This is a genomic window from Streptomyces sp. NPDC048290, assembly GCF_040652095.1.
GTDB lineage: Bacteria > Actinomycetota > Actinomycetes > Streptomycetales > Streptomycetaceae > Streptomyces.
Map to the genome: position 1 here is coordinate 368,475 of NZ_JBEZLM010000003.1, position 14,994 is coordinate 383,468.

11 protein-coding genes are annotated in these 14,994 nt (G+C 71.7%); 6 read left to right on the plus strand and 5 right to left on the minus strand.

Annotated features, from left to right (window positions below; all coding sequences use genetic code 11):
• Positions 1-12: 12 nt before the first annotated feature.
• The 4 genes from glgA (at position 13) to AB0D49_RS06485 (ending at position 5,906) form a co-directional block, all read left to right on the plus strand.
• Positions 13-1,164 carry a glycogen synthase gene (glgA, locus tag AB0D49_RS06470; RefSeq protein WP_362751649.1) on the plus strand — a complete coding sequence of 384 codons (1,152 nt, stop codon included), beginning with the start codon at positions 13-15 and terminating at the stop codon, positions 1,162-1,164.
• A 53-nt stretch (positions 1,165-1,217) separates the two neighbouring features.
• The gene (gene glgC, locus AB0D49_RS06475) at positions 1,218-2,438 is read left to right on the plus strand and encodes a glucose-1-phosphate adenylyltransferase (protein ID WP_362751652.1); all 1,221 of its coding nucleotides are present in this window, start codon (positions 1,218-1,220) and stop codon (positions 2,436-2,438) included.
• 280 nt (positions 2,439-2,718) lie between these two features.
• On the plus strand, positions 2,719-4,188 hold the full coding sequence (locus AB0D49_RS06480) for a wax ester/triacylglycerol synthase family O-acyltransferase (protein ID WP_362751655.1): 1,470 nt from the start codon (positions 2,719-2,721) through the stop codon (positions 4,186-4,188).
• A 224-nt stretch (positions 4,189-4,412) separates the two neighbouring features.
• The gene (locus AB0D49_RS06485; protein WP_362751657.1) at positions 4,413-5,906 is read left to right on the plus strand and encodes an SDR family NAD(P)-dependent oxidoreductase; all 1,494 of its coding nucleotides are present in this window, start codon (positions 4,413-4,415) and stop codon (positions 5,904-5,906) included.
• Positions 5,907-6,006: 100 nt separating this feature from the next.
• Here AB0D49_RS06485 and AB0D49_RS06490 read toward each other — a convergent pair whose 3' ends face one another.
• Both AB0D49_RS06490 and AB0D49_RS06495 read right to left on the minus strand, forming a co-directional pair.
• The gene (locus AB0D49_RS06490) at positions 6,007-6,231 is read right to left on the minus strand and encodes a hypothetical protein (RefSeq protein ID WP_362751663.1); all 225 of its coding nucleotides are present in this window, start codon (positions 6,229-6,231) and stop codon (positions 6,007-6,009) included.
• 175 nt (positions 6,232-6,406) lie between these two features.
• Positions 6,407-6,967, minus strand: a complete 561-nt coding sequence (locus tag AB0D49_RS06495) for a metal-dependent phosphohydrolase (protein ID WP_362751665.1) — start codon at positions 6,965-6,967, stop codon at positions 6,407-6,409.
• A 458-nt stretch (positions 6,968-7,425) separates the two neighbouring features.
• Here AB0D49_RS06495 and AB0D49_RS06500 point away from each other — a divergent pair, with 458 nt between their 5' ends.
• Positions 7,426-7,599 (plus strand): hypothetical protein, encoded by a 174-nt coding sequence (locus AB0D49_RS06500; RefSeq protein WP_362751668.1) that lies wholly within the window; start codon positions 7,426-7,428, stop codon positions 7,597-7,599.
• 562 nt (positions 7,600-8,161) lie between these two features.
• Entirely contained in the window at positions 8,162-10,567 is a 2,406-nt protein-coding gene (locus AB0D49_RS06505; protein ID WP_362751671.1) for an alpha-L-fucosidase, read from the plus strand.
• 338 nt (positions 10,568-10,905) lie between these two features.
• Here the strand turns inward: AB0D49_RS06505 and AB0D49_RS06510 are convergent, their stop codons facing one another.
• The 3 genes from AB0D49_RS06510 to AB0D49_RS06520 all read right to left on the minus strand — a co-directional run bounded on the left by AB0D49_RS06510 (position 10,906) and on the right by AB0D49_RS06520 (position 14,756).
• Positions 10,906-12,456 carry an MDR family MFS transporter gene (locus tag AB0D49_RS06510; protein ID WP_362752122.1) on the minus strand — a complete coding sequence of 517 codons (1,551 nt, stop codon included), beginning with the start codon at positions 12,454-12,456 and terminating at the stop codon, positions 10,906-10,908.
• A 201-nt stretch (positions 12,457-12,657) separates the two neighbouring features.
• Positions 12,658-13,332, minus strand: a complete 675-nt coding sequence (locus AB0D49_RS06515; RefSeq protein ID WP_362752125.1) for a TetR family transcriptional regulator — start codon at positions 13,330-13,332, stop codon at positions 12,658-12,660.
• Positions 13,333-13,742: 410 nt separating this feature from the next.
• On the minus strand, positions 13,743-14,756 hold the full coding sequence (locus AB0D49_RS06520; protein WP_362751674.1) for a LacI family DNA-binding transcriptional regulator: 1,014 nt from the start codon (positions 14,754-14,756) through the stop codon (positions 13,743-13,745).
• Positions 14,757-14,994 lie beyond the last annotated feature (238 nt).

A 14,994-nucleotide genomic window follows, 5' to 3' on the forward strand; every position in this document is an offset into this window, starting at 1 on the left:
TGGGGGTTCTGGGTGCGTGTGGGACTGCTGAGCCGGGAGTACCCCCCGGACGTGTACGGCGGAGCGGGTGTGCATGTCGAGTTCCTGGCCCGTGAGTTGAGCGGCCTGGTCGACCTGGACGTGCACTCCTGGGGCGAGGGCCGCAGCGACGGCGTCCTGCGTCACCGGCCCTGGTCCCTGCTCGACGGCGCCAACGACGCGCTGCGCACCTTCTCCGTCGACCTCGCGATGACCGCCGGCCTCGAGGACCGCGAACTGGTCCACTCCCACACCTGGTACGCCAATCTCGCCGGGCATCTCGCCAAGCTGCTCTACGGCGTCCCGCACGTGCTGACCGCGCACTCGCTGGAGCCGCTGCGCCCCTGGAAGGCCGAGCAACTGGGCGGCGGCTACGCCCTGTCGAGCTGGGCCGAGCGTACGGCGGTGGAGGCCGCCGACGCGGTGATCGCCGTGTCCGGCGCCATGCGCGACGACATCCTGGGCTGCTATCCGGCGCTCGACAAGACCCGCGTCCATGTCGTGCACAACGGCATCGACACCACCCTGTACCGGCCCGACCCCGCCACCGACGTCCTGGACCGCGTCGGCCTGGACCGGGAACGGCCCTATGTGCTGTTCGTCGGCCGGATCACCCGCCAGAAGGGCGTGGACCACCTGCTCCGCGCGGTGCGCGGCATCGACCCGGCCGCGCAGGTCGTGCTGTGCGCGGGTGCTCCCGACACGCCCGAGATCGCCCGCGAGTTCCGTGAGCTGTTCCAGGAGCTGAGCCACGCCCGCGCGGGACTGCACTGGATTCCGCAGATGCTGCCGCGCGGCGAGGTGATCCAACTCCTTACCCATGCGGCCGTGTTCGTCTGCCCGTCCGTGTACGAACCGCTGGGTATCGTCAATCTGGAGGCGATGGCCTGCGGCACCCCCGTGGTGGCATCACGGGTGGGCGGCATCCCGGAGGTCGTCGCGCACGGCGAGACGGGACTGCTGGTGGACCTGGACGACGACTTCGAGACGGGCCTGGCGACCGCGCTGGACACCGTGCTCGCCGACCCCGGCCGGGCCCGGCGGATGGGCGAGGCCGGACGCGCGCGGGCGGTCGGGGAGTTCGGCTGGGACGCCGTGGCCCGCCGCACCGTCCGGCTCTACCAGGAGGTCCTCGAACAGGCGTAGTACGCCCGGGGCGAGGGCATGGATGGGTCACAACCAGGGTGAGGGGAGCGGCCATGCGTCGTGGAGGGCCTTCCGTGCTCGGGATCGTACTGGCGGGCGGCGAGGGCAAGCGCCTGATGCCGCTCACCACGGACCGCGCGAAACCCGCGGTCACCTTCGGCGGCACCTACCGGCTCGTCGACTTCGTCCTGTCGAATCTCGTCAACGCCGACATCCTGCGGATCTGTGTGCTCACGCAGTACAAGTCCCACTCGCTGGACCGGCACATCACCACCACCTGGCGGATGTCCAGTCTGCTCGGCAACTACATCACGCCGGTCCCCGCCCAGCAGCGGCTCGGCCCGCGCTGGTACCTGGGCAGCGCCGACGCCATCCTCCAGTCGCTGAACCTGATCTACGACGAACAGCCCGAGTACGTGGCGGTGTTCGGCGCCGATCATGTGTACCGGATGGACCCGCGCCAGATGCTCGCCCAGCACATCGACAGCGGCGCGGGCGTCACCGTGGCCGGGATGCGGGTGCCCCGCGCGCAGTCGTCGTCGTTCGGGGTGATCTCGCCCGGCTCGGACGGCCGTACCGTGGACCGGTTCCTGGAGAAGCCCGCCGACCCGCCCGGTCTGGCCGACGACCCCGAGCGGGTGTTCGCCTCCATGGGCAACTACGTCTTCACCACCAAGGCGCTGATCGAGGCGCTCCAGCGGGACGCCGAGGACCCCCGCTCGGTCCATGACATGGGCGGCTCCATCCTGCCCCAGCTCACCGACCGGGGCGAGGCCCAGCTGTACGACTTCCATGAGAACCACGTCCCCGGCGAGACCACCCGGGACCAGGGCTACTGGCGGGACGTGGGCAGCCTCGACGCGTACTACGACGCCCATATGGACCTGATCGCCGAGCGCCCGGCGTTCAACCTCTTCAACCGGCAGTGGCCGGTCTACACCCACTCCAACCAGCTCTCCCCGGCCCGGTTCAACGCGGGCGGGATGGCCAGCGAGTCGATCATCAGCGCGGGCTGTCTGATCCGGGGGCAGGTCACCCGGTCGGTCCTGTCGCCCGGGGTGGTCGTCGATCCAGGGGCGGTGGTGCAGGGCTCCGTGCTGCACGACAACGTGCACATCGGGCGTGGCGCTGTGGTGCGCGGGGCGGTGCTGGACAAGAACGTGGAGGTCCCGCCGGGCGCGACGATCGGGGTCAACCCGCACCGGGACGCCGAGTTGTACACCGTGTCCAAGAGCGGCGTGATCGCGCTGGGCAAGGGCCAGCGGGTGTCGTAGCCGCCGTACGGGACGGCGCCCGCGCGGGTGCCGCGGTGGGTGCGGCGGCCGAGATTCACTCCTTTCGCGCTCCCGCGGCACGCCCGCGTACGCCCCCGGGCGGACCGGTGCGGCGGCACCGCCGAACGGGTCATGTGACGGCTGTGACCTGCGTGATCGAGGAGACGGAACGCCCTATGACGTAATCCGCTGTTAACTGAGCGTAGCCTGATCGTACTTGACCGTAATCGCTCGATCGTTGTTCACTGCTTGCTCACCCGTCCACGACGCGAGGCAAGCCGTGACCCCTGACCTGCTCGCACCCCTCGATCTGGCGTTCTGGAACATCGAGACCGACCGGCACCCCATGCACCTGGGCGCCCTCGGCGTGTTCGCCGCGCACTCACCCACCGCCGGCGCCCACGCGGCCGACCTGCTCGCCGCCCGCGCCGCCGGAGTCCCCGGACTGCGCATGCGGATCCGGGACCGCTGGCAGCCGCCGGGACTGCGCCGCCCGCTCGCCGTCGGCGGCGCCACCCGCGAACCCGACCCGGGCTTCGACCCCTTGGACCACGTCCGGCTGCACGCCCCCACCGCCGACTTCCAGGGCGAGGCCGGGCGGCTCATGGAACGCCCGCTGCGGCGTGGCCGCCCGCCCTGGGAGGCCCATGTGCTGCCCGGCGCCGACGGCACCGGCTTCGCCGTCCTGTTCAAGTTCCACCACGCCCTCGCCGACGGACTGCGCGCCCTCACCCTGGCCGCCGCGATCCTCGACCCCCTGGACCTGCCCGCCCCGCGTCCGCGCCGCCCCGCACCCCGCCGCTCCCTGCTGCCCGACGTCCGCAAGCTCCCCGGCCTGGTCCGTGGCGCTCTGGACGACGTCGGCCGGGCCGTCGACATCGGCGCCTCCGTCGCCTTCTCCACCCTCACCGCCCGCCCCGCGCCCGGTCTCACCGCCGACCCCAGCGGCACCCGCCGCACCGCCGGGGCCGTCATCGACCTCGACGACGTCCACCGGGTCCGCAAGACCGTCGGCGGGACCGTCAACGACGTCCTGATCGCCATCGTCGCCGGGGCCCTGCGGCGCTGGCTCGACGCCCGCGGCGACGGCAGCGAGGGCGTGCGCCCCCGCGCCCTGATCCCGGTCTCCAAACGCCGCCCGCGCACCGCCCACCCTCAGGGCAACCGCCTCTCCGGCTACCTGATACGGCTCCCCGTCGACGACCCCGACCCGCTCGCCCGGCTCGGCTCCGTCCGCGCCGCCATGGACCGCAACAAGGACGCCGGACCCGGGCGCGGCGCGGGCGCGGTCGCCCTGCTCGCCGACCATGTCCCGGCGCTCGGCCACCGCCTCGGCGGACCGCTCGCCGCGCAGGCCGCCCGGCTCTGGTTCGACATCCTGGTCACCAGCGTGCCGCTGCCCAGCCTCACCCTGAAGCTCGGCGGCAACCCGCTCACCGCCGTCCACCCCTACGCCCCGCTCGCCCGCGGCCAGTCCCTCGCCGTCGCCATGTCGACCTACCGGGGCCATATCCACTTCGGCCTGGTCGCCGACGCCGAGGCCGTCCCCGACCTGGACCGGCTGGCGGAGGCGGTACGGGAGGAGGTGGCCGCACTCATCACGGCGTGCGAGCCGGAACGGGGCGAGGGGCCGACCGAGGACGAGGGACCGACCGAGGGCGAGGGGCTGACCGAGGGCGAGGCGCGGACATGTGTGCCCGGTACGGCCACCGGGCCGGACCCGGCACAGGGGACGCCGGTCACGGTGTGATCCCGCCCCCCGCCGTCCCCCGACCCCGCGCCGGGCGCGGGCGGCGGGCCGTAACGGGCACCAGGGGGCCACCGCGCGCACAGAGCGTCCGTCACGGCGCGCGAGCCCGCCCTCACCGCCCGCCCATCGGTTTGGAGACCGGGCCCGGCGCTCCGTAAAATTCGCGGTTCGGACAGCGGACGCGGACGGCGCGCCGCGCGGGCAGCAGGGAAACGGCAGCGGCGATGACGGTGACACAGCACGGCTCGACGACCCCGGACGAGGGGGTCCACGGGCCCGGCATCGACCCCGAGCGGCTCGCCGTCTGCCTGAGCGTGCTGGCCGAGCTGGACCTGCTGGACGTCGACCACCCCGACGCCATCACCGTGCGCCGCGCCACCGCCGGGATCTACCGCACCGTGAAGCAGCGCCGCCGCCAGGAGCGCCGGGCCTCCAAGACCGCCAACGACAAGGCGGTCACCGAGGCCACCGCGACCGGCTCCGCCGAACGCATCGACGACGAGACCGAGGGCCTGCTGCCCTCCTCCCGCACCGAGCAGGGCCGGATCGCCGGAATACTCCAGCGCCCCCGCTCCTGCTACGTCTGCAAGACCCGCTACACCGAGGTCGACTACTTCTACCACCAGCTCTGCCAGCCCTGCGCCGCCGAGAACCGGACCAAGCGGGAAGCCGCCGCCGACCTCACCGGCAAGCGCGCCCTGCTCACCGGCGGCCGGGCCAAGATCGGCATGTACATCGCGCTGCGGCTGCTGCGCGACGGCGCCCACACCACCGTCACCACCCGGTTCCCCAAGGACGCCATCCGCCGCTTCAAGGCCATGGACGACTCCGCGGACTGGCTGCACCGGCTGGAGGTCGTCGGCATCGACCTGCGCGACCCCGCCCAGGCCGTCGCCCTCGCCGACCAGGTCGCCGCACAGGGCCCCCTCGACATCCTGATCAACAACGCCACCCAGACCGTACGGCGCCTCCCGGCCGCCTACGCGGCCCTCGTCGACGGCGAGAGCGCCCCGCTGCCCGCCGGGGAACTCCCCGCCCACCAGGTCATCGGCGCCTTCAACTCCGGGGCGGTCGACGGACTCGCCGCCCTGCCGCTGGGCACCTCGGGGCTCGACGCCCAGCGGGTCGCCGACCTCGCGCTCGTCGCGGGCAACGCCAGCGTGGAGCGGCACCGCGCGGGCACCGCCATCGACGCGGGCGGCCTGGTGCCGGACGTCGTGGACTCCAACACATGGGTGCAGAGCATCGAGCAGATCTCCCCGATCGAGCTCCTGGAGACCCAGCTCTGCAACTACACCGCCCCGTTCATCCTGATCAGCAAGCTCCGCGCGGCGATGGCCGACGCCGCCCGCAAGGCCGCGAGCGGACGCGCCTACGTCGTCAACGTGTCGGCGATGGAGGGCGTGTTCAACCGGGGCTACAAGGGCGCGGGACACCCCAACACCAACGCCGCCAAGGCCGCGATGAACATGGTGACCCGCACCAGCGCGGCCGAGATGTTCCAGACCGACGGCATCCTCATGACCTCGGTCGACACCGGCTGGATCACCGACGAACGCCCCCACTACGACAAGCTGCGACTGGCCGACGAAGGCTTCCACGCCCCGCTCGACCTGGTGGACGGCGCGGCGCGGGTCTACGACCCGATCGTGCGCGGCGAGGCGGGCGAGGACCTGTACGGCGTCTTCCTGAAGGACTACGCGCCCGGGAAGTGGTAGGGCGCGGCGCTCGGCGTCACCAGGCTCGCCGTCACCGGGTTCCCTGATATCGGGTTCCTTGGCACCGGGTTCCCTGGCGCCACGTTCGACCGGCTGACCGTCACCAGAAGGAACGGCTGTTGCCCGCCGTGTCCGCGAGGTCGGACCAGGCGATGCCGATCAGCAGTGCGCCGATGCCCAGCAGCAGGGCGGCCAGCGCCAGCGCGTAGAAGAGGACCGTCCGGGAGAGGTCCCGGTGGTCGGTGCCCTTGGCCGTGGGCGGGGTCGGCGGGGGAGGTGGCGGGGGCGCCTGGTGCGTGGGGGGCGGCGGGGTGATGTCGCTCATGTCGGTCCACCTTCCGCGACCGTCCACCGGAGCGTCCCGGTCGATGCGCCGGGGGTGTGCCTGCCGGCGAACGCTCCCTCCACGATCGCATCGGGTCATGGGGGCTGCCATTCGCGGGAGGCCGCCCCTCCAAGCCGGCCCCCATGCCGCCCCTCCACGAGCCGTTCCCGGCGTGTCAGTCCATCGCGCCCAGCCGCGAATGCCGCTCCGCGACCAGCTCCAGCACCGTCCGCCAGTCCTCCAGCACCCCCGCGTCCAGCCCCACGACCTTGCCCGCGTCGTCGGCCTGGCGCAGGGCGACGGCGTCCTCGGCGAGGGGGTCGCGGGCGAACGCGTCGGCCTCGGCCGGGCTCATGGGACCGCCCTGCGCCCGCAGGGTCAGCGCGCTCTGCGGCGACAGTCCCCGGTCCGGCGACACGGCGCTGAGATAGCGCTTGGCGGGCACATGGAGCCATACCAGGCGGGCGACCCGTGCGCCGAGCAGGCCGCGGACCGCGTCGGCGGCGCGGTCCGCGTGACCGGCGTCGTCGCCGGGGCGGAGCAGATGCCCGAGGTCGTGCACCAGACCGGCCACCTGGAGCTCCTTGTCCGCGGGGCGGCCACGGCGCAGCAGTGCGGCGGTCTGGAGGGCGTGATCGTGCAGATCGACCGGGTCGCCGCTGCCGTCGGGGGTGTCCCAGGCGCCCCGGCACGCGTACAGCAGGTCCATCAGCTCGTCGACGCTGCGCAGCTCCATGCGTCAGTCCTCCCGCGAGACGGCCGTACCGCGTCGCAGCAGATCATGGCGAGCTTTCGGCCCCGCCAACGGCACTTGAACTGCGTGACCGGCTCGCGGCTCTGTTCGTCACGCTCCGCCGATCGGGTGACTCCAAAATGACGCATTATGTAATGAATGGGTGTAGAAATGGATTGATTGGCCACGTGGCGATGTCCGATAGTTACCCGTTGTTTTCAGCCCTATAGAGCGGTAGGCCGCTCATCTGGTTAATCTGAGGACGACGGACAGCACCAAGGGGTCCTACCCACACCCACGGTCCGTCCCGGGACAAGCCGGTCCATCACGGCCTGCTCTCTCACAGTTGCCGGCGCCACCGCGTCCGACCGTTCAAGACAGACCCGAGCGGGCGTCAGGCGCCGGACGTACGACATGGCCGGCCACGCCCCGCGGGTGATCCGACACATAAGGAGTGCGCGGTGACACCGGAGAAGACCGATCGCGATCAACGCCCCAAGGAACGTCCGCAGCGCACGGGCCGCAAGCCCGGCGACATCGGCAGCCTGGACGTGTGGGCCAGGTCCGCCCCCATCCGCCTCGCGGGCTACGAGGACGACCTCGCTGAGCCGCACATCCTGCCCAGCGTGGACTGACCGACGGGGGTCCGCGCGGGACGCCCCGCCGGACCCCTTCCCTCTCCCGACGCCTCCTGGCGTCTCCGGTGCTCCCGTCTCCCCGGACCCTTGGTGCGGTCCCGGCCCCGCCGCCGCAGCGCTCCCTTCGCGCCTTCGGGTGTCATCGCTCCCCGAGGCCACGGCGAGGGCAGCCACTCCCTGGCGGTCACTCACGGCACGGCCACCCGCAGGGCAGCCACTCCCAGGACGGGGCCACTTCCAGGCGGGCCACTCCCAGAGCGGTCGCTCCCCTGACGTGCGTGCTGGCCGTATACGGCCCAGAGCCCCCCTCCGCCCCTCCCCGATGCCCCACCGCGCCCCCCTTCGGGCGGCCGACACCGCATCGGCCTCTCCGTGCGCTCCATGCGGCTCCGTGCGGCTCCGCGCGGACCCGCGCACGCGAACCCGCCCCCCATGTGCCCCCTCCACAGCTGACATCCGACGACTTCTTCAACTCAGGTCCGTGCACACCCCGTTGACAGCCCTGCGAACTCCGCTCACTCTCAAGACATCCGATGAATCGAGCCGCTTGGAGCTGTTCATGGCCAGATATCCAAGACGCACGGTGCTGGGTGCCGCGGCGGGGGCCGCCGCCGGAGCGGCCCTTCCGCTCGCCGGGGCGGGCGGAGCGTACGCGGCGGACGGGGAGACGGACACGATGACGGCCACGGACGGCGGCACGGGCCCCGGCACAGACTCCGGCACGGAGGGCGCGGCCGGACCGTGGGTACCCGTGCCCGACCCGGTACCGGTCCCCCTGGACGCGTACTTCGACAACGACGGCATCGACACCGCCGACGCGCGCGGCGGGAACTTCGACGGCTCCGGCTACACCTTCCCCGGCGAGGAACTCCCCGCGGGACCGATCGAGGCCGACGGCATCCCGTTCCTGTTCCCGTCGGCCGCCGCCGGGGCCAAGAACAACGTTGTCGCGCTGGGCCAGCGCATCACGCTGCCCCCGGGCCGCTACCTGTCCGCCCTCTTCCTGACCGCCGGCAGCTACGGCAGCGCCTCCGGCACCCTCACCGCGCACTACGCCGACGGCACCACCACCTCCGCGGGGCTCGGCGGCACCGACTGGTACCAGGCGGGCGGCGGCCCGGTGTCGGCGCCCTACCGCTACCAGCCCGACGGCGGCAAGGACCCGCACGGCGTCGGCATCGGCGTCGCCGAGGTCTGGCTCGACAGCTCCCGTGAGGCGGTCGCTCTCACCCTGCCGACCACACAGCCTGCCCAGGAGGGCAGGACGTCCCTGCACGTCTTCGCGCTCTCCCTGCAACCCCGGGCCGACGGACGCGCCCTCGCGATCCGCTCTGCGCGATCGACCAATTCGCTGATCGAACGATCAGGCGCGCAGAGCGTCGAGGCCACCCTGCTCAACGCGGGCAGCACGCCCGTGCTCGCCTCGGACGACGTGACCGTGAACGTGTCGGTGCCCGGCGCCCGTACGGTCGGCCCCGTCCGGGTCCGCCGACTCGACCCCGGGGAACAGGCCCGGGTGCGCGTCGGCATCCGCAACCGGGCCGGAACCGCGCCCGGCACCCGTCAGGACGGCACGGTCGCCGTCACCGGCCGGGGCGCCACCGCCCACCGGCGCGACACCGCCCTGACCCTCGGCCTCCCCGACTACCGCGCCACCGAGTCGTCCCTCTCCACCCACCAGGCGCCCTACTGGTTCCAGGACGCCAAGTTCGGCATCTTCATCCACTGGGGCGTCTACTCCGTGCCCGCCTGGTCACCGCCCGGTGAGCAGTACGCCGAGTGGTACTGGGAGTGGCTCCAGCGCCCCGACAACACCGTGTACGCCCACCACCGCGCCACCTATGGCGAGGACTTCGCGTACGACGACTTCATCCCGATGTTCCGCGCCGAGCGCTTCGACCCGCGCGCCTGGGTCGAACTCTTCCGGGACGCGGGCGCCCAATACCACGTCCTCACCTCCAAGCACCATGAGGGCTTCGCACTGTGGGACACCAAGGTCTCCGAGCGCAGCTCGGTGCGGATGGGGCCGCGCCGCGACCTGGTCCGGGAACTGTTCGACGCGTCCAAGCGGTACACACCCGAACTCCACCGGGGGCTGTACTTCTCCATGCCGGAGTGGTTCAACCCGGACCACCCGTGGATGGGCCACGCCCCACGCAACCCCTACACCCACGCCCCGGAGCCGTACCTCGGCTACACCGCGGGCAAGGACTATGTGAAGGACTACCAGGCGCCGCAGATGCTGGAGCTGATCCACGGCTACGACACAGAGGTGCTGTGGTGCGACATCGGCGGCACGAACGACAGCGTGCCGGTGCTCGCCGAGTACTTCAACCACGCCAAGAACCGCCGGAAACCGATCGAGGTCACCGTGAACGACCGGGCGGGCATCGGCTTCCACGACTTCACCACGCCCGAGTACACGACCTACGACAACACCGTCGTCGCCAAGTGGGAGGCCAGCCGGGGGCTCGATCCGCGCAGCTACGGCTACAACCGGGCCACGCCCGACTCGATGTACATGACGACCGAGGACGTGGTGCACAGTCTGGTCGACATCGTCGCCAAGAACGGCAACTTCCTGCTCGACATCGGGCCCCGCGCGGACGGCACCATCCCGGAGATCATGGAACGCCGGCTACGGGAGACCGGGCGCTGGCTCCAGGTCAACGGCGAGGCGATCTACGGGACCACGTACTGGGCGCGGATGGCGCAGCTCGGCGAGGATCTGCGGTTCACCGTGCGGCAGGACGAGGCGTTCTACATCCACTCGCTGGCCCGGCCCGGTCCCCGGCTCACGGTGACCGCCCCGGTGCCGATCCGCAACGGCGACCGGGTGACCATGCTCGGCCATCCACGCCCGCTGAACTGGACGGTCCGCGCCGGATCGCTGGTGATCGACGTGCCGGAGGCGGCCCGGAGGGCGGGGGAGCATGTGTGGGTGTTCAAGGTGGAGTGGCGGTGAGCGTTCGGGCATGACGATGAGCGTTCGGGCTCGGTGACGAGCGCGCGCCGGTGACGACGGAGGGCCGCCCCGCGAGGTGCGGGACGGCCCTTCACCCGATCATTCCGTGATGCTTCGATCAGCCAGATGTTCATGGAGCCGGATGTGCGCTCTGGCTGACTGCCGACTCGGTGTGGCTGATCGCTCGCTCGGCCGGGCAGGCGCTCAGGCGGACATGCGCTCAGCCGGATGTTCGTTCAGTCAGGCGTTCAGTCAGGCGTTCATTCTGGCGTTCTTTCAGCGGCGTTCTCTCAGCAGGATGTTCTTTCAGCCAGATGTTCGTTCCATGAACCGCTCGCTCAGTTGACCGCTTGCTCCGCCGACTCCTCCGCGAGCCGCTCCATGCCGCTGGTCGTCTTCAGCGGCTTCTCCTTGATGAAGAGCACGGCGATCAGCGCCAGCAGGGCGAACGGCGTGGCGATCAGGAAGAGATCGGCGGTGGCGACCCCGTACGCGTGCTCGACGATCTCGCGCATCGGCTCGGGCAGGGTCGTCATGTCCGGTACCACGTGCGAGGACTCGCCGCCGGGGCCGCCCGCCGCCGCTCCGGCCGCGCCGGACTCCTGGAGGCCCTTGGTGATCTCGCTCGCGACCCGGTTGGCGAGGATCGCGCCGAGCACACTGGTGCCGATGGTGCCGCCCATGCTGCGGAAGAAGGACAGCACGGAGGTGGCCGCGCCCAGTTCGGCGGCGGGGACGTCGTTCTGCGCGGCGAGCACCAGGTTCTGCATCAGCATGCCGACGCCGACGCCGAGGACGGCCATGTAGAGGCTGAGCAGGGCGAAGTGGGTGTCGGCGCCGATGGTGGCGAGCATCCCGAGGCCCGCGGTCATGATGACCGCCCCCGCGACCAGGTACCGCTTCCACTTGCCCGTCTTGCTGATCACCTGACCGGCGACGGTCGAGGAGACCAGCAGACCGAGGATCATCGGCAGGCTCATCAGACCGGCGACGGTCGGCGACTTGCCCAGGGCGACCTGGAAGTACTGGGACAGGAACACCGTGCCGCCGAACATGGCGACACCGACGAACAGGCTGGCCACGGTGGTGAGGGTGACCGTGCGGTTGCGGAAGATGTCCAGCGGGATGACCGGCTCGGGCGTGCGCGCCTCCACGAACACCGCGGCGACCAGCAGCGCGGCGCCGCCGACGGTGAGCGCGGCGGTCTGCCAGGACGCCCAGTCGAACTGGTTGCCCGCGAGCGACACCCAGATCAGCAGGGCGCAGACCCCGGCGACGATGAGGAACGCGCCCAGCCAGTCGATCCGCACCTTGCGCCGTACGGTCGGCAGCCGCAGGGTGCGCTGGAGCAGCACGATCGCCAGCAGCGCGAACGGCACACCGATGAAGAAGCACCAGCGCCAGCCCAGCCACTCGGTGTCGACCAGCACCCCGCCGATCAGCGGCCCCGCGACCGTGCCCACGGCGAACACGGCACCGAAGATGCCCGCGTACCGGCCGAGTTCCCGGGGCGGGATGACGGCGGCCATCACGACCTGGGCCAGCGCGGTGAGACCACCCGCGCCGATGCCCTGGATCACCCGGCTGAAGATCAGCAGATCGACGTCGTGCGAGAAACCGGCCAGCAGTGAGCCGACGACGAACATCGCCAGCGACAGTTGGAGCAGCAGCTTCTTGTTGTAGAGGTCGGAGAGCTTGCCCCACAGGGGGACGGTGGCGGTCATCGCCAGCAGTTCGGAGGTGACGACCCAGGTGTAGGCGGACTGGCTGGCGCCCAGGTCGGCGATGATCCGGGGCAGCGCGTTCGCCACGACGGTGCCCGCCAGGATCGCGACGAACATGCCGGCCATCAGACCGGACATGGCCTGGAGTATCTGCCGTTGGGTCATGGCGGTGGGCGACGCCGGTTCCAGCGTCTTGGGCGGTGCGGTCACGACGGCTCTTTCCACGGTGATGATCGTTGGTGATCGGACGATCGAACGAACAGGTGATCGCGCGAGGGGGCGGACCCGGGGAGGGGAGGGGCCGCTCGGGCGGCGCGCGAGAGGGACCTGGGGACGGCGGAGTACGCGGGCGGGTGCGCGGGGCGGTCAGTCCGGTGGGGCCGGCAGCCCGGCCGCGAGCAGGCTGAACGTCTCCCGGAACACCTCAGCGAAGCGGCGCTCCTCGGGGCGGGCGCTCCAGTGCTCCGCGGCGATCCGGACCGCCGTACCGGCGACGGCGGCCAGCAGTCGGGGATACAGCTCCAGACTCCGGCGCTCCTCGCCGCAGGCGTCGACCGGTGTGGCGACGGCGGCCGTGCCGCCCCGCAGCCGCTCGGCGACGGTCAGCGCGAGTCCGGTCTCCTCCGCGGTGTGCGCGCCGAGGCTGCGCACCAGCAGATGTGGGGCGGCCCGCAGCACCGTGAGGTGCAACTGCCACACCTCGTGCTGCTCCTCCGCCTCGGCGAGTTCGGCCGCGATGGCGTCCCGTACCGCGTCGAGCGGCGGGATCTCGGGCGGGGCGGCCAGGATGGCGGCGCGCACCCGGGTGCTCAGCTCCGAGTCGGCGACCACGAACACGTCGTCGCGGGTGTCGAAGTAGTTGAAGAACGTGCGTACGGAGACGCCCGCCGCGGCGCTGATCGCTTCGACGGTGACCTGTTCCACTCCGTGTTCGGCGGCCAGGCGCACCGCCGCCTCCGCGAGCGCGGCACGGGTCGCCCGCTTCTTCCGCTCCCGCAGCCCACCGCCCGCGGGGGCACTCTTGTCCGGCATAAGTTGCATGGTATGCAAACATGCATGGTATGCAAAATTAATTGCCGAGCGGGGCTCTAGCCGGGCGGGGCTCCATGGGAAGGGTTCCAGCGGAGCGGGGCTCCATGGGGAGCGGCTCCATCGGAGCGGGGCTCCATGAGCGGGGTTCGAGTGGAGCGGGGCTCCATAAGAGGGGCTCCGTGAGGGCGAGCCTCCATCTGAGCGGCCCTCCGCCAGAGCGCGGCACCCCCGCTGATCGTTCGATCAGCCGAGGTCCGTTTGATCACCCGCTCCGTACCGACCCCGAACCCGCCCCGTACATGCCCGGTACCGGCCCCGAACCCGCCCCGTACCGGCCCCGAACCCGCCCCGAATCCACCCCATACCGGTCCCGAACCCGCCCCGTACCGGCCCAGAGACCCGCCCCCTACCCGGCCCCCCTACCCCCCGCCCCGTACCGGCCCCGTGCTCTCCCGTTCGATCAACCGCGGCACCGGTACCTGCACGGTCCGTGCCGGACCCCCGTCCAGCAGCGCGGTCAGCTCACGCGCCGCCGTGCGGCCGAACTCCACCGTGTCCCGGGACAGCGCGGACAGCCACGGCTTGACCATCCGGCACAGCGCGGAGTCCTCCCAGGCCACCACCGACACCTCGCCCGGCACCGAGAAGCCCAGCCCCGAGGCGGCGGCGACCCCGGCGACGGCCATCACGTCGTTGTCGTAGACCAGCGCCGTCGGGGGAGCGGCGCCGGACAGCACCCGGCGGGTCGCCGCCGCGCCCTCCGCGTCCGAGTAGTCGGTGGTCACCGACCGCACCTCGGTGAGCCCGCGCCGCTCGGCCTCCGCGCGCAGGGTGCGGATGCGGCGCTCGGTGTGGGCGAGCCCGGCCAGCCCCGCGATGTGCACGATCCGGCGGTGCCCGAGGGCGTACAGCTCGTCCACGACCGCGGCCATCGCGCCGGCGTCGTCCGCCCAGACCGTGGACAGCGCCGGGTGGTCCGCTTCCGGCGGGCCGCCGATGACCACGCCGGGCAGGCCCAGTTCGTCCAGCAGGGCGGGGCGCGGGTCGTCGGTGCGCGGGTCGACCACCAGGACCCCGTCCACCCGGTGCTCGGCCCACCAGCGGCGGTAGACCTCGCACTCGTCGTCGGTGTCCCGGGCGATCTGGAACAGCAGCCCGAGGTGACGCTCGGCCAGCACCTCCTGGATGCCGGAGACGAGCTGGAGGAAGAAGGAGTCCACGCCGAGCGTGCCCGCGGGCCGGGCCAGTACGAAACCGACCGTCGCGGCGCCCTCGCCGGACAGCGCGCGGGCCGCCGTGGAGGGCCGCCAGCCCAGTTGCTCGGCGACCCGGCGCACCCGGTCACGGGTCACCTCCGACACGCCCGGACGACCGTTCAGCGCGAACGAGACCGCGCTCTCGGAGACCCCGGCGCGCCGAGCGATGTCCTTCATCGTCGGCCGGCGCGCGGGAGACCGCCTGCCCGTCACCTGCTGCTCCCCACTCGAAAGACCGGCCGCCCAGCACGGTCCGGACACTGAACACTAATGCGCTTGAGTGCTTCCACCCTAAAGCGCATTAGTGATCTCCCGCAAGACTCCGCAATCACCCACAGCGAACCCACAACAACCCACACTGACCTGCGTGTTCATGACGGAGAATGGATGTGCGCAGCGTAATGCATTGACTTTT

Bases quoted from the DNA above. Each gene is read 5' to 3' on its own strand.
- AB0D49_RS06515 (WP_362752125.1), bottom strand. From the start codon at position 13,332: ATGCAACTTATGCCGGACAAGAGTGCCCCCGCGGGCGGTGGGCTGCGG.
- glgC (WP_362751652.1), top strand. From the start codon at position 1,218: ATGCGTCGTGGAGGGCCTTCCGTGCTCGGGATCGTACTGGCGGGCGGC.
- AB0D49_RS06490 (WP_362751663.1), bottom strand. From the start codon at position 6,231: ATGAGCGACATCACCCCGCCGCCCCCCACGCACCAGGCGCCCCCGCCA.
- AB0D49_RS06495 (WP_362751665.1), bottom strand. From the start codon at position 6,967: ATGGAGCTGCGCAGCGTCGACGAGCTGATGGACCTGCTGTACGCGTGC.
- AB0D49_RS06485 (WP_362751657.1), top strand. From the start codon at position 4,413: ATGACGGTGACACAGCACGGCTCGACGACCCCGGACGAGGGGGTCCAC.
- AB0D49_RS06510 (WP_362752122.1), bottom strand. From the start codon at position 12,456: ATGACCCAACGGCAGATACTCCAGGCCATGTCCGGTCTGATGGCCGGC.
- AB0D49_RS06520 (WP_362751674.1), bottom strand. From the start codon at position 14,756: ATGAAGGACATCGCTCGGCGCGCCGGGGTCTCCGAGAGCGCGGTCTCG.
- AB0D49_RS06505 (WP_362751671.1), top strand. From the start codon at position 8,162: ATGGCCAGATATCCAAGACGCACGGTGCTGGGTGCCGCGGCGGGGGCC.